This is a genomic window from Rhodopirellula sp. P2 (assembly GCF_028768465.1).
Lineage (GTDB): Bacteria > Planctomycetota > Planctomycetia > Pirellulales > Pirellulaceae > Rhodopirellula.
On sequence record NZ_CP118225.1, the window covers coordinates 232,023 to 246,763 of the forward strand.

General features: G+C 57.4%; 11 protein-coding genes. 6 read left to right on the plus strand and 5 right to left on the minus strand.

Annotated features, from left to right (window positions below; all coding sequences use genetic code 11):
* The first annotated feature begins 227 nt into the window (after nucleotides 1–227).
* Nucleotides 228–1,574 (plus strand): SGNH/GDSL hydrolase family protein, encoded by a 1,347-nt coding sequence (locus PSR62_RS00845; RefSeq protein ID WP_274405941.1) that lies wholly within the window; start codon nucleotides 228–230, stop codon nucleotides 1,572–1,574.
* Nucleotides 1,575–1,732: 158 nt separating this feature from the next.
* Here the strand turns inward: PSR62_RS00845 and PSR62_RS00850 are convergent, their stop codons facing one another.
* On the minus strand, nucleotides 1,733–2,008 hold the full coding sequence (locus PSR62_RS00850; RefSeq protein ID WP_274405944.1) for a hypothetical protein: 276 nt from the start codon (nucleotides 2,006–2,008) through the stop codon (nucleotides 1,733–1,735).
* 363 nt (nucleotides 2,009–2,371) lie between these two features.
* Between PSR62_RS00850 and PSR62_RS00855 the strand changes: the two genes are divergently transcribed.
* Nucleotides 2,372–3,646 carry a glycosyl hydrolase family 28 protein gene (locus PSR62_RS00855; protein WP_274405945.1) on the plus strand — a complete coding sequence of 425 codons (1,275 nt, stop codon included), beginning with the start codon at nucleotides 2,372–2,374 and terminating at the stop codon, nucleotides 3,644–3,646.
* 54 nt (nucleotides 3,647–3,700) lie between these two features.
* Here PSR62_RS00855 and PSR62_RS00860 read toward each other — a convergent pair whose 3' ends face one another.
* The 3 genes from PSR62_RS00860 to PSR62_RS00870 form a co-directional block, all read right to left on the minus strand.
* Nucleotides 3,701–4,024 carry a Dabb family protein gene (locus PSR62_RS00860; RefSeq protein ID WP_274405946.1) on the minus strand — a complete coding sequence of 108 codons (324 nt, stop codon included), beginning with the start codon at nucleotides 4,022–4,024 and terminating at the stop codon, nucleotides 3,701–3,703.
* 209 nt (nucleotides 4,025–4,233) lie between these two features.
* On the minus strand, nucleotides 4,234–5,853 hold the full coding sequence (locus tag PSR62_RS00865; protein WP_274405947.1) for a sialidase family protein: 1,620 nt from the start codon (nucleotides 5,851–5,853) through the stop codon (nucleotides 4,234–4,236).
* A gap of 327 nt (nucleotides 5,854–6,180) precedes the next feature.
* A complete protein-coding gene (locus tag PSR62_RS00870; RefSeq protein WP_274405948.1) occupies nucleotides 6,181–6,900 on the minus strand; it encodes a hypothetical protein in 720 nt (239 codons plus the stop codon).
* Between the two features lie 1,278 nt (nucleotides 6,901–8,178).
* Here PSR62_RS00870 and cls point away from each other — a divergent pair.
* The 4 genes from cls (at nucleotide 8,179) to PSR62_RS00890 (ending at nucleotide 13,054) form a co-directional block, all read left to right on the plus strand.
* Nucleotides 8,179–9,579, plus strand: coding sequence for a cardiolipin synthase (gene cls, locus PSR62_RS00875; protein WP_274408310.1), 1,401 nt, complete (start codon nucleotides 8,179–8,181; stop codon nucleotides 9,577–9,579).
* The gene (locus PSR62_RS00880; protein ID WP_274405949.1) at nucleotides 9,576–10,079 is read left to right on the plus strand and encodes a PGPGW domain-containing protein; all 504 of its coding nucleotides are present in this window, start codon (nucleotides 9,576–9,578) and stop codon (nucleotides 10,077–10,079) included. Before cls ends, PSR62_RS00880 begins: the two co-directional genes overlap by 4 nt.
* Before the next feature lie 46 nt (nucleotides 10,080–10,125).
* The gene (locus tag PSR62_RS00885) at nucleotides 10,126–11,709 is read left to right on the plus strand and encodes a tryptophan halogenase family protein (RefSeq protein ID WP_274405950.1); all 1,584 of its coding nucleotides are present in this window, start codon (nucleotides 10,126–10,128) and stop codon (nucleotides 11,707–11,709) included.
* Nucleotides 11,710–12,469: 760 nt separating this feature from the next.
* Nucleotides 12,470–13,054, plus strand: coding sequence for a hypothetical protein (locus PSR62_RS00890; protein WP_274405951.1), 585 nt, complete (start codon nucleotides 12,470–12,472; stop codon nucleotides 13,052–13,054).
* Between the two features lie 152 nt (nucleotides 13,055–13,206).
* On the opposite strand, the gene PSR62_RS00895 is transcribed toward PSR62_RS00890, so the two are convergent.
* Nucleotides 13,207–14,454: a hypothetical protein gene (locus PSR62_RS00895; RefSeq protein ID WP_274405952.1), complete on the minus strand. Its 1,248-nt coding sequence runs from the start codon at nucleotides 14,452–14,454 to the stop codon at nucleotides 13,207–13,209.
* Nucleotides 14,455–14,741 lie beyond the last annotated feature (287 nt).

Sequence of the window (14,741 nt, forward strand, 5' to 3'; positions counted from 1 at the left end):
AACCGTTCCCGACAACCTGCCGGCGGCCATTCAGAAACAAAAACTCGCGCCGCCGATCAGCACGACCGATGCCCCTCCCCGTGTACCATCCGGCGTGATCGCAAGCCCTGCGTTGACCACTCCAACCACGGAGGCGACGCGGGGCGAGTCGAAAAAAGTCGAGAACTCAAAAACATCAACCGCGAAGAATTCGCTGTCATCCCAGTGGAAGCATTGAAGGTCACCCCATGAAACCGACCCTGACACTCACCACCATCCTCCTCGTGGTGCAACCGATCGCGATCTGTTGCGTCACATCGATCGCGGCAAAATCTCCCGTCACGACGCCCGCCGAGGTACGACTGACAGGAGCATGGACCGTTTCGGTGACGGTGCCAGACGCTCAATCGGTGGCTGCTGAACTGAAAATCCCTGGCCCCGAAATCGTCACGGTCACTCACGAGAAACACGACCGGCTTCCCGACTTCGACGCCAAGACGACAGCGGGCTGGCGAAAGGGTGCTCGGCTCAAAGGCGTCATCGCAGCAGAATGCACGGTCGAAGGTTTGCTCGACCCCACCAGTGTTGTCGTTCGAGCCGGTCAGGAACCCGCGGCCAAGACATTTCAAAAAGGGATCGACTACGAGGCTGACCTTGTCTCCGGCACTGTCGGTCGGTTGCCGCAGGGTGCCATCGGCCCCAACCAACCGGTGTACATCGACTACCAACACACCAAACAGCGCATCGATTCGATCGTGCTCGACGGCAATCGTCAAATCGTGCTGAAGAAAGGAACGCCACATGCTTCCATGCCCCAACCGCCGGCGTTGGATGCGGGCCAGACTCGACTGGCGAACATTTATCTTCCCGCCCGCCTTGATGCCCTGAGTACGGAGCACCTGTTCCCGATCCTGGAAACCGCCTACCCCGAAACAACAACAAATGGTTCCTCGGTTGCGGAAACATTGCTGCCCAAGTCCTTGAAAAAGCTTCAGTCCGGAGAGCCGCTCAAAATCTTGGCCTGGGGCGACAGCGTGTCGACCTTCAATCGCTACCAAACGATGTTTGTGGAGCGTCTGAAATCCCGCTATCCGAACGCCAAGATTGAATTGGTCACGGAGGCCTGGGGCGGCCGGAATACCGGTAGCTACCTGAGCGAACCGCCGGGCAGCGAACACAACTACCAGGAGAAGGTGTTGAACCGGCAGGCCGATCTGATCGTGTCTGAGTTCGTCAACGATGCCGGTCTTTCAGAAACGCAAGTGAAGGAGCGTTACGGAAAGATCCTGGCCGACTTCCGCGAGAGAGGTGCCGAGTGGATCATTCTGACACCGCACTATGTTCGCCCCAGCTGGATGAAATTTTCGAGCCAACGAAACATTGATGACGATCCCCGCGCCTACGTCAAAGGCGTACGTGCTTTTGCGCAACAGAACCAGATCGCGGTCGCTGAAGGATCCCTTCGCTACGGCCGACTCTGGCGACAGGGAATCCCCTACATCACCCTGATGGAAAACAACATCAACCACCCCAACGTCAACGGTCACCGGATCTTCGCCGACAGCCTGATGGCACTTTTCCCAATGCCCGAATGAACGGGGGGATTCATTCCGAATCAACTTGCCCCTGATTTCTCGCGTCGTCTTCCGGCGTGGTTTGGGGACCAGCATGGCGTTGCTTCATCATTCCATTGCACCGAAGAAACCTGCCCATCGGACTTCTTCGCTTGGCTCACTTTGACCTCCGCGGACAACTACCGCGCCGTTCCTGATGGGCCGATGCAGCTCTTCGAAAGCACGACGTTGTCAAAGTAAACGATGTTTCCTGATTGCTTTGCCCAGCGGTCTGTGACGTCGCTTTCCAACGTCAATGCGTTGGCGAATCGAATTGGGCTGGCTCGCCAGTTGAAACCAGTCCAATGCCCGCGCAGCTTACCGTCGATCCACTGAGCTTGCTCACCATCGTTTTCGGAGGAACGGGAGGCAGGAGCCTCCAAGACAATGTGTGCCCAGGCGGAGCCTGGGTACAAGATGGCTCCACTCGTGCCTAGGCTCCTGCCTGGGAACGCAATGCACGGCAGGCTCTGCCTGCCGGTTCGGAGGAACAGGAGGCAGGAGCCTCCAAGACAATCTGTGCCCAGGCAGAGCCTGGGTACAAGAGGGTCGCACGCCATGCTGATGCCCTGTCAGAATCCCCGAGCGAAAGACGATGCCGGCGCCCACATCCAGGGTAGCCGTGTCCTGGACTACAATGACCAACTCGAGCGTCAAACGTGCCGTCAGTCCCAATCGTTGATGGACAGGAGGAGCGTGCCTCCAGTGACGTTTCGCGACACCCAAACCATGCTCGAAGAGGTAGATAGAGGCTCATGATGGAACGACACGTCAGATGGATGATCACCTTGCTCTTGCTGATCGTGTGTTGCGAGGGAGGGCCGGTCGAAGCGGCCTCCCCAACCACGCCTGGACAAGCCGATTCGGTATCACGCCGCATCGTCACTCCCAACGAGTTCGAGGGAACGGACATCGAGCGGATCAACGAGGCGATTGAGGTGGCTGCCGCCAATGGTGGTCGAGCAGTGATCCCGAAATTCAACTGGGTGGACGGGAAACGGCAAGACATCTGGCGGATTGATTCGGCAATTCTGCTGCAGAACGACACCACGCTTGAACTGGAGAACTGCCACATCAAGCTGTCTGATCGGTGCCGAGACAACTTCATGCGCAGTGCAAACTGCGGACTGGGCATGACCGACATTCAACCAATGCAGAACATCCATGTTCGCGGCGTCGGCCAAGTCGTGTTGGAGGGGGCTGACCGCCCGCGAGCAACCGGCGACAGTGGCAAGACACTCGGAAAACACACCTTCGGTACAGATGCAGGTGTCGCGGGCGAAAGCCAGTCGGGTGACTGGCGAAACATTGGAATTCTCTTGGCCTTCGTCGATCATTTCAGCATCGAGAACATCAGCATTCAAGATTCTCATTGCTGGGCGATTTCGCTGGAACGCTGTGCCCACGGCACGCTGCGAGACCTTGACTTTGCATCAACTGGCCACAAGACGATCGACAACACTCGCAAGACGATCTTGAATCAAGACGGGATCGATCTTCGCATGGGCTGCCACGATATCCTGATCGACAACATCACGGGTTCCACCGGCGATGACTTGATTGCTTTGACGGCCATTCCCCGACCCGAAATCCTGGCTGGCAGCGTCGCTTCCACGATGGTCAGTGCTGGCAAGGATCGCGGTCAAGGACTTGACGCGATCCGGCATATCATCGTCAGAAATGTGAAAGGATACTCTCGTGGCGGACACCACATTGTCAGGCTGCTGAACACGTCGGGTGTAAAGATGCACGACATTCTGGTGGATGGACTGATCGACACCTCTCCGGACGGCTTACGATGCAAGGCGGCAGTCAAAATCGGAGACCATTCCTACGGAGGCGGCGTGGCACCGCTGGGCGACACTCAGCGCATCATCGTGAACAACGTCACCAGCCAGTCGAAGCATACGATCCTGGTCGGTGGTTCGCTCGCGGACTCGATCCTCACCAATCTCATTCGCTTCGGATCGCCAGGAGACGCGGTCACGATCCAGGCGGGAGCGGACTCCATCCGAGACGTCACGATCACCAACGTCCACGTCTTGGACAACTGAACGATCAGGGGCCGTTCAAGTGCCTTGCCTGCCAAAATGACGAGCCCACTGGAGCTACTCGCTGCTGATGGTCAGCGGCTCGAAATCGGCTTCTTGAAAGTCGGCCACCTCGCTCAGCCACCGCTGCTGCACGAAATTCACATGAGCAGGGTGCTCGCAATAGGCGAGGTATTCCCCCTGCGTCTGGAACTGCATTGAAATGCCGTGCGTGTGTGAATTCTTTGAATTCGTCTGTCGACGAATTCGAAAGTGTTGCACCCCGGGAATCGCGGCGAGTTCCGAGGCGGCGTTCAGAAACTCCGCTTCCTTCGGCGAGCCGAGGTCGTGAATCAGCCGGAAGGTCACAGTGTGTTCGATCGCAAACGTGGTCGTGGTCATCGGGGCACCTCATCGCGCAATGTCGGTTGTCTCTGGGAAGCTGTTCTTGCCGTGATCGAATTCAAGGTGGCTCGCTTTTGTTAGCAATGCGTTTGAAGCACAGAATGCCGGCGTGGGTGACTGCTCTGCTGGTCGAACCGAGTTCGACGCTCGGCAGCTTTCGAGTCCCGTTCCTGCACTTCCAACTCACGAAGACAGCAGAAGAACTCTCATTCTGCCCCGCCAGGGCTGGAACGAACATCCCCGACTGTTGGTGCGGGCAACTCCGATACCATGACGGCTGTGTCAGGAGCCTTTCCAGAGTAGAAGGAGACGTGGTGGGTGTCCCCAATCACGGTGGCATTGGCGTTGCCTGAATCCCATGCAAGCGGACTGCCGGTGGCGACCGCCTCCGAAGCGGGCCAAAGCAACGGATGGTCAAAGACGACTTCTGGATCCACGACTCGGCGCCGCAGGATGCCTCGACCGCGTTCGTAATAATAGTTGCTCAACCAACCGGTTTTGGCGTCGAGAATGAGGCTGGGGGTTGAGGCGTAAATATCGCTGATGTTGGTTTGCTGGCGTGTCCACGTAGCACCGTTGTCCGTCGAGACCATCTGGAATTGAGCTGGCCCGCTTTCCGTTCGCGCGACGGCAAGGATCCTGCCATCGCCGAGGTAAACCGCGGAGGGTTCGGTGGGCCAGTCCGCTTTCAACAACCCGGACTCGACGGGAGTCTGCTTCCAGGTGGCACCGTCGTCGCTGCTGGTCATCAGGCCCCAAGAGTGAACCGCTTTGTCACTGTAGTTGCCCGCGAACCACAAGGCCATCAACCCCACCTCGGGGACCGCGAAGACATCCGTGATCTGCATCGGTTGTGTGGCGAGTTCAGGAGTCGCCACAAGCGTGAAGGTCACGCCATCGGTGGTGCGGTAGAGGTCGTGGTGCCGCTCCTTGCCGACGCGGCGCACCCACAGCAGCATCGCTCCCGTGGAATCCAGGCCCTTCCCGACCGTGACTTCGCCGAAGCCAGGAGTGTTGGCGACGACCGTTTCCGCCGTCCACGTTTTTCCGCCATCGGTCGAAGTCCGTGCATACACCGCGCGAGCGTCCTCACCAATCGAATGCGCGGAACCCCGGCTATAGGTGCAGACCAGTTTGTCGCCAATGGCCTGAGTCATCGGCCACGAGTTGTAGCCACTCACATCCTGCACAAAATGGGCTTCCGCGAGAGCGTTCAATGGCGTCACCTTCACCACCGCCAAACCAGTGGGGCGAGTGAACGTGTCACCGGGCAAACCAGGTTCACGCTGAATTCGCACCGTCAGAGGCGCGTTGGGAACCACTTCGTAGTAGGACTCCAAAACGATGGTGCGGGAATGAAGCGGGCCGGCGGGAAGCGGTGTCCGCACAGGTTTGCCCAACGCGTATCGCGATGTGAACGGCGCATCCTCCACCATCTGCGACAAGTGAACCCGATAAACATCTTCCAAGTCCGGGTTGGTCCCCGCATCGGTGGAGGTCACCACGATCTCGACCTTCACCGCGACGCACTCGCCGGGAAGCCCGTTGACGATGCCAGCAACCGATTGCCCCTCGGTGCCGCCGGACAAAGACCACACGGGAATGTGCGTGGACCCACTCGACATCAGAACGAGCGAAGGCTTCCCCGTTGCAATCGACAGATCATTCGCGGTCAGATAAACCGGAGCCCATCGATGGGAGCCCCGTTCTTCGAGTGCGTCTGCGTCATGCTCCATCGCGGACGCAGTGATTTCCCCGGGCAGAATCGCCAGAACCACAACCAGAGGGACGAGCGATAGGCGCAGAGCAGGCGGCAACGATTTCATGGCGTTCAAAACAGGCGGGGAAGGAACGGTCGGCACAACGTTCCCTCCAGCGGGTCTCGAAGCACCTTCGACACATCGGCGACCAAGCGTTTTCTTGGCAGACCAACCTTACCTGAGCGAACCGGCCGACTCAATCTTTGGACATGGGAGCGACTCGCGTCGCTGCTCCAGTGCAAATTGCTGAATCAATGCCAAACATCCCCCGTGGAGCAATCGATCGCAAGCGTCTTTTGTTTTCGGTTCGAATCGTGCCATGAATCCGGTCTCCTTGGTTCGTCATTTCACAGCATCCGAGAGTGCTCCCCTGTTGGCTTTCTCGCTGAAACATCAAGCGATGCACAGCATGTAAAAACCCAACGAGCCGACTGCGGACATCTGCATCACGAGCAGCAAGTACGCGATCGTTCGCTTCGGCCCCAGGCAAATCATCCAAATGCCAAGCACAAGCTCCAGTGCGGTCAGTAGAAACGCCAGCCATTGTGATTCGAGGAAATGTTGCCCGAACACTTGACTCAGCATTGCCGCCGGAAGAAAGGCGGGCATGCCAGCAAACATCACCACAAGGTCGAGAAAGATCCTGCCAAGTTCCTTGTACCCGACCACCCAGGCGTACGGCAGGGCCATGCATGCGAACAATGTCGCTGCGGCCATCCGATGCTGCGGATTTCGGACGCAGAACGCAATGAAGTACGCGAACGCGCCGGCGCAAACGATCGCACTCACCCCAAGCGGGAACTTGGCCAGCAGCGGAATCGCGATGGCAACGCCCGCGGTGAGAATCAACAAGGTGCGAACGGAGAATCGCATCGACGTCCGTGGGGCGTCACTCGATGCTTGGCGTCTGATGGGCAACCACGGCAGAACCAAGCAGAACGCCAAGGAAGCGATCGACGAACCAAGCGGGACCTTCCATAGCAGCGACGAAGGGCGACTTTGGTCCGAGTCCGTCCACGCGTAGAAACTCGGAATCAACCAGCCGACGAGCAAGCTGCCCCCAATGAACAGCTGGAAGATCGGAATTCGCGATGTCAGCTTAGAAGTTCCCATGCTCCTTCAAGAGCCCGTTTTGACTCGCCCGTTGCGCCCTGATTGCAAAAATCATTCGAGTCGATCTCGAAGCCGGAAAGGGGAGGGGGGTCATCTTAAATTCGCGTCGGGTGATGATTCCTGCTTCGCCTCGGCACTGAAGCGGGAACGGTTCGGGTTCACTAAGAAATGACACGGATTGTCAGAGGTAGGTGGATCAGTAGCTACCTTGTTTTGATTTCTTATGGCTCATCCGACGGAAGCGTGCGAGGTACCCTGACTTCAGGTTTTTGGAGGGATTTCTCCGATGCCCGAAGTTTGAACGGACCATTCCGAGGCGTTCGAATTGAGTTGCCAAGTGAAGCGGAAGCAAGCTCTGCTGAGGAGCAACTTTCCAAGGAATAGCTTGGTCTCCGATGCGCCGAACGTGCTTCGCGGCCCACCGGCATGCCGGTGGGTTGTTTTCAACACGGACGCCGTCCATCATTGAACATTCGGACATCGGTGCATGCCTTGAAAACCTCGGGCGCACCCTTCCGTCGGATGAGCCTTAGTTCAAGCGTTTCGCGACTTCGTGAACGCGGAATGATCGAAGCCCAAAACGCACCACATTGCCAGCGGAATCGCAACCGCGAAAGAGGGACGATCCCACTTACCGAAGCTGGATGACTGCATGCACCAGCACAGAAACTGCAATGCGGCGACCGTCGTGTCGTCACCAAGCTTGTTGGCACTCTCGACCAACTGAATGACCCCGGAGACCAGGTCGGATCTTCCGGTTCAGACCAGCGGATCAACTCCAGCACCTCCTTCGGCTCCCATCGCATCGGAACCGGGATCGCTCCATTCGGAATTGCCCGAAGTTGGTTGAGATGTTCTTCAGCGTCCATCCCATAATCCGCCGCAGCAATTTCCTGCAACATGGACTCATCGACGTGGCGAAAAACGAGACGCAGAAGGGAGTCGCGTGAGGGGGCGAAGTGATCGAGGTATTCGGAAGACACTGGTCTTCTGACTGAACGATGGTGCTTGGCTGGAAAGGTGACGTTTCAACTAGCGACAAATTTCACCGATGAAGGTTCGTTCCCATCGCGTCCGATACAATCGCTCCGTCACGACGGAACCACGCCCTGGCTTCAGCGACGGTGCAATTGCCACTCGAGTGGACGTCAACCAAAACAAGTTGCCATCGCCATGTCCCAACGCAGCAAACCAACTTCTGAGCCCGCGGACACTTCCGCCGAAACCCCAGAGCCGAGGTCGAAGAGAAAACGGGCGTTCGCGGCGTTTGTCATGTTCATGCATGTGCTCGGCGCACTGACATCGATTCAAGCCGTGATGTCGACACGCACCTCGCAGGGTGCCGTGGCCTGGGCAGTCAGTCTCAACACCCTGCCATACGTCGCCGTCCCAGCCTACTGGGCACTCGGGCAGTCAAAATTTGATGGATACGATCTGCTGCGGCGCAGCGAACAACTCGCAAGCAGCGAGGTCGTCAAACTCACTCGAACGGAACTTGAGGAAGACGATCTCTTGCTGGTACCTCAAACACCCTACGAAGAAAGCCAGTCGCGTCTTCTCAACCGCCTGAGCCGACTTCCCATCACCACCGGCAACTCCGCCAAACTGTTGATCGATGGGCAAGCAACCTTTGATGCGATCCTGGACAGCATCGACCAAGCCGAAGAGTACGTGCTCTTTCAGTTCTACATTTTGCGAGACGACAACCTGGGGCAAAGATGCAAAGCCGCTTTTCTCAAAAAGGCCGCCGAAGGTGTCCGCGTGTTTGTGCTCTACGATGAACTGGGCAGCAAAGATTTATCGCCTGAGTACATTCAGGAACTCCGCAGCGGCGGCGTCGAAATCTCTCCCTTCAACACAACACAGGGCAAAGGCAATCGGTTCCAACTGAATTTCAGGAACCACCGCAAAATTGTGGTGGTGGACGGCAAGGTGGCGTTTGTAGGAGGGCACAACGTCGGTGATGAATACCTCGGCGATCACCCGGTGCTCACTCCCTGGCGTGACACCCACGTCGAACTTCGCGGTCCGGTCGTGCTCTGCATTCAAGCCCCCTTCGTGGAAGACTGGAACTGGGCCACAGGATCGCTTCCCCAACTTCAATGGAACCCCGTCCGCGAGGAAGGAGGGGAAGTCGTCGCCGCGTGTTTGCCGACTGGACCGGCGGACATGCTTGAAACAGGAACGCTGTTTTTCTTGCATGCAATCAATTCCGCCAAGGACCGTTTGTGGATCGTCAGTCCGTACTTCATTCCCGACGAACAATTGATGTCGGCATTGCAACTGGCGGCCCTTCGCGGAGTCGATGTACGAATCCTGATCCCGCAAAACCCCGACCACTTGCATGTCTATTGGTCGGGCATCTCTTACCTGGAAGAAGCCAAGGAAGCAGGCATCCAGATCTACCGCTACCAGCCAGGTTTCTTGCACCAAAAAGTCTGGTTGATCGATGACTCCACTTCGCTGATTGGGACGGCGAATCTCGACAACCGCTCGATGCGATTGAACTTCGAAATCACGATGCTGATGATCAATCAAGAATTCGCGAGTGAGGTGGAAGCGATGCTGGAAGCCGATTTTGCCAAAAGCGAACTTGCGTCGGCAGCGGAGTACACCGAAAGTTCTCTTCCCTATCGGTTCCTGGTTCGTGTCTGCCGCCTGCTCGCCCCCATCCAATGAACTTTTTGAACCATCTCTACGAACAGCTCCTGGAACACAAGGGTGCCATGCAGTGGGCCGCCGTCATCTCCGCGGTGGTATTCGTTGGCAGCCTTCTCATGGTGCCTTTTCTGGTGGTCCGAATCCCGGCTGACTACTTCGCGAAACCACACCGGCCCCGAACCCTGTTTGCGGACCAGCATCCGTTGCTACGATGGTCAGGGTTGATCGTCAAGAACTTGTTGGGCGCGTCGTTGTTGCTCGCCGGAATCGCAATGCTGGTGCTTCCCGGACAAGGGTTGCTGACCGTGGCCATCGGTGTCCTGTTGTTGGACTTTCCGGGCAAGCATCGATTGGAAGCCAAACTCATTCGCTTTCCGCCGGTCGGCAAATCCATCCATTGGCTTCGAAAGAAAGCGAATGCTCCGCCGCTGGTGATCGAAAACCACTCGCCACCGACCAGCGACCACCAGGAGGAACCTGCCCAATGCATGCCCCGCGACGACCCATCCGCAACCTGAGACACGCGTGGCATCGATCCGTGAACAGCATCGAGGAATTGGCCTGATGAAAACCGACGACAGCCCTGGGCTGCTTCACGAACGACAACTTGACGCCAGCCCACCGGGTAGCGATCGCCACCTTGTCGTCGTCGGTGGCGGGACAGCGGGCTGGATGAGTGCAGCGACGCTGAAACGACGACTCAAGTGCCGCGTCACGGTTGTTGAATCGGCTCGTGTCCCGCCGATCGGGGTGGGCGAAGCGACGATCCCTGCCATCGTGGATTGGATCGAGAACATGGGCATCGACGAGGATGATTTCATCCGGCGGACCGGTGCGACTTACAAACTGGCGATTCGGTTCGACCACTGGGTCACCCCTCAACACCGTTACTGGCACCCGTTTGGGATTTGTGGCAGCCCGATTGATGGTGTGGACCTGATTCACACTTGGCAGCGGGGAGTTCACCAGGGTTGGTTGCCCGCCGACTCCAAGTACACCGACTACAGCTTCCAACGCGAACTGTGCGAACTGGGCCGAGGTCCACGTGCGCCCGGCCAACCGAGTCTCGCGCACAACTACGCGTTTCATCTCGACGCGGGAAAGCTGGCTGCCTTCCTGCAAGAGGTCGCCGTGAGCGAAGGCGTCCAGCATGTTGTCGCGGACGTGCGCGGTGCCATCCGCGATGAGCGAGGCAACATTCAATCTCTTTCACTGGACGGGCAAACCGCAGTGGCAGGGGATCTGTTCATCGACTGCAGCGGATTTGCGAGCGTGCTGATTGAACAAGAGATGCAATCGGAATGGATTGACTGGTCCGAGCAATTGATCTGCGATCGCGCCGTCACGCTGCGTCGGTCTCGCAACGAACCAGGCAACGACGCCCAACCCGCAATCGAACTGCCACCGTTCACGATCAGCACCGGGATGAACGCCGGTTGGTCCTGGCAGATCCCTCTGCATGAGAACACGGGTTGTGGCTACGTGTTTTCGTCGGCTCACATCAGCGACGAAGACGCCCGAGACGAACTGATCGACTTGGTCGGTGGCGACGCGGAAACGGCGGAGACCAGAACCGTCCCGATGCGAGTGGGCATGCGACCGACATCGTGGGTCGGCAACTGCGTCTCGATCGGATTGTCCGCTGGGTTTGTCGAACCGCTGGAGTCCACCGGGATCTTCTTGGTCCAACGTGCCCTGGACGAACTTGTGGACTGTTTGCCTGCGGCGGTCTCCACGTGCGTCTTTGACAAAAGGTCCTGCGACACCCAAGCCTTCCATGCACGGATGACGGAGGTCTACGCCCAGGTGCGTGACTTTGTGCTGATGCACTATGTCGTTTCGCAGCGCCGCGACACTGCGTTTTGGACGGACGCTGCGACGGTCGCCTTGCCAGACTCGCTCGCGATGTTGCTGGATGAATACACCAGCACGGGCCGGGTCCGGTTGCCGCAGCGGGACCCCACGTTCCTGGACGTGAACCACCACTGCATTCTCAGTCCAGCAGGCGTTCAGCCTGGACCTTTGCCAGGCTCGCGAGCCCCTCAACCAGGGACCATCGATTTCCTGGAACACATTCGATCGACCCACGCTCAGATTGCCCGGCGACTTCCCACGCACGCATTGCTCATCGATGCGATCCATCCGTAGCGAAACTCGTCAAGAGTTTCGATGATTCTGGGGGAGACGAAACACTTGACGTGTTTCGCTACAATCGCTTCTCGGACGCTGCGACGGTCGCGTCCAGGCTCGCGAGCGTCTCAATCAGGGACAGTCGATTTTCTGGAACGCATTCGATCGACCCACGCTCAGATTGCCCGGCGACTTCCCACGCACGCGTTGCTCATCGATGCGATCCACCAGCGTAGCGAAACTCGTCAAGAGTTTCGATGATCCGGGGGAGACGAAACACTTGACGTGTTTCGCTACAATCGCTTCTCGGACGCTGCGACGGTCGCGTCCAGGCTCGCGAGCGTCTCAATCAGGGACAGTCGATTTTCTGGAACGCATTCGATCGACCCACGCTCAGATTGCCCGGCGACTTCCCACGCACGCGTTGCTCATCGATGCGATCCACCAGCGTAGCGAAACTCGTCAAGAGTTTCGATGATCCGGGGGAGACGAAACACTTGACGTGTTTCGCTACAATCGCTTCTCGGACGCTGCGACGGTCGCGTCCAGGCTCGCGAGCGTCTCAATCAGGGACAGTCGATTTTCTGGAACGCATTCGATCGACCCACGCTCAGATTGCCCGGCGACTTCCCACGCACGCGTTGCTCATCGATGCGATCCACCAGCGTAGCGAAACTCGTCAAGAGTTTCGATGATCCGGGGGAGACGAAACACTTGACGTGTTTCGCGACGTGCATCAGTTGTCGAAACTCTTGACGAGTTTCGCTACGATAGTGGGATGACTGTCGAGCATCCGCAACGGCTAAAACGATTGCCGGCCGAGTATTACCGGGGCGAAGCATGGGTGCATTGGGTGTGCACGATTGACGGTCGTCGCACCGGTTGGCTCGACGCTCGATTTCTCTACAAGATGAGAGAATTGCTGACCCACGCCGCCTTTCGCTATCAGATCGCTTGTCCGATCTATTGTTTGATGCCCGACCACATCCACTTTCTGTGGGCAGGGCTCGCCGATGACTCGGATCAGTTGCCCGCCATGAAAGCGTTTCGCTTGAATTCAAACGACTGCTTGAAACGAGTCGGGCATCAATTCCAATTGCAACCGTATGATCATGTTCTGAAGGACCATGAACTAGATCGCGGTGCGATTGAATCCACCATGGAATACATCGCCAGAAATCCCGAACGGAAAGGCTTGGTCAAGACAGATCATTTCCAGACCTACCCGTACACCGGATGCCTATTGCCTGGCGCACCACGCATTCGGCTGTTTGGTGAAGCGGGCTGGGACGAAGTCTGGCAAACGCTTTCTTTTTTGAAAAGAACGGCCTGCTTCCGTCGCCCTGATCCAAAATACTTGTAACGAAAGCTCGTCGACTCGTAGCGAAACTTGTCAAGAGTTTCGATGATTCGGGGGAGGCAGTGGACGAAACTCTTGACGAGTTTCGCGACGGGAATGAGTTTCGCGACGGGAATGAGTTTCGCGACGATGTTTTGCGACGGATGCGTCGTGGATCAGTATTGCAGTTGGATGCCGGTGGTCAGCCCGACGAAGCTCAGGTCGTCGTCCAGGACACTGTCGCCCGTGACGTCGCCGTCACGGCCCTCCATGGTGGCGGGCGGATTGACGCCGCCGACGCTGGAGTGATGCTGGCCCTCAAAGGCCACAAACGTCGTGAAGTGATCCGTGATCGTGTACTCAATGCCGACTTGCATTTCGAGACTGCCGGCAAAGGAATTCACGCCTTCGTCATACGATCGCAAATCGATCCCGTTAACATGTTGGGTGTTGCCAAAGTTTGACTCTCGTCCCAAGAAATCTTTCTGCCCATACAACATCGCTCCTCGCAACGTCCCGAACATCGTCAGACGATCCAGCGGCAAGGTCTGCCGCAGACGCAGGGCCATTGTGGGGCCCAGCCCTCGGAATTCGGTGATGGCATTGACGGAACCTTCGTCGGTCACGGCGGAATAGGCTTGGCTGAACTTGCCGTATCGCATTCCGATGAATGCATCGACAGGTTGGATCAAATTCCGCGAGACCTCCAGGTCGATCACATCGGCTCGGACGCGGCTGGTGAAGGTCCCTTCTTCGAAGAGCTGCACTCCCAAAGCGACGTCACCGTCTTCGACGAGGTAGGGCACATCGGCTCGCCATCCCGGCTGGATGATGCCGTTGTCTTCATTGGCAACAAAAGACTGACCGTGGTTGAACTGCCAGTATCGAATTTGCCATCCAACACTGTTGCTCGGTGGTTCGTAACCAAGCGTGACACGGGGGCTGTGCTTCATTTCCCAGGGAAACATGACCGTCGCGAATTCTTCGTCGCCTGTCTGGACGATCAAGGCGGTTTGATTGCTCTGAACTGGCTGCACGATCACACTTTCATAGCGTGCGAACAACTTGCCCGGCCGAGCCGGTCCGTTCTGCAATCGAGCCAGTTGCGATTCCTGTTGGGCCAACCGACGTTCCAGATTCATCAATTGAATCGATGAATCGGAAACACTGTGAATGGCAACGCCGCCCTCGGTCGCGTTGGCGTCCGTCCACGGAGCGTAGGACGTCTGATCGATCATGTCGGCGATCTCATTGGCCGGCAGATCCGTCACGCTGTCAAACGAGCCGGAGTACTCACTCGCCAGCACATCATCCTCGGACGACTGAGCGTTCACCGTGGTGGAGAACAAGCATCCGACAACCAGAAACCTGGCCCAAACGAGGCACCGCGACGGGATGCCACCCCAACAAATTTTTTGAGTCATCGTTTCCAAGAGGTGGTTCAGCGTTGATGGAGGTGAATGAACCAATGTCCATGATCAAAATCAAGCTGCACCACGGAAGGTTCTGGCAGACAGCAGGCTTAGCTGGGATGGAACGACTGCGTCAAGATCAATCAGACGTCAAAATGGTGACAGTTTCCTGCGTGAAACTCGTCTAGCCGTGCGCCTTCAATTTGAGTATTTCATGCTCGAATGAATCCGTCGGCTTTGTAGATTTGCCTCAAAAACCGACGGCCATGATTCGTTCCAAGGATGGAAACAGGCCGACG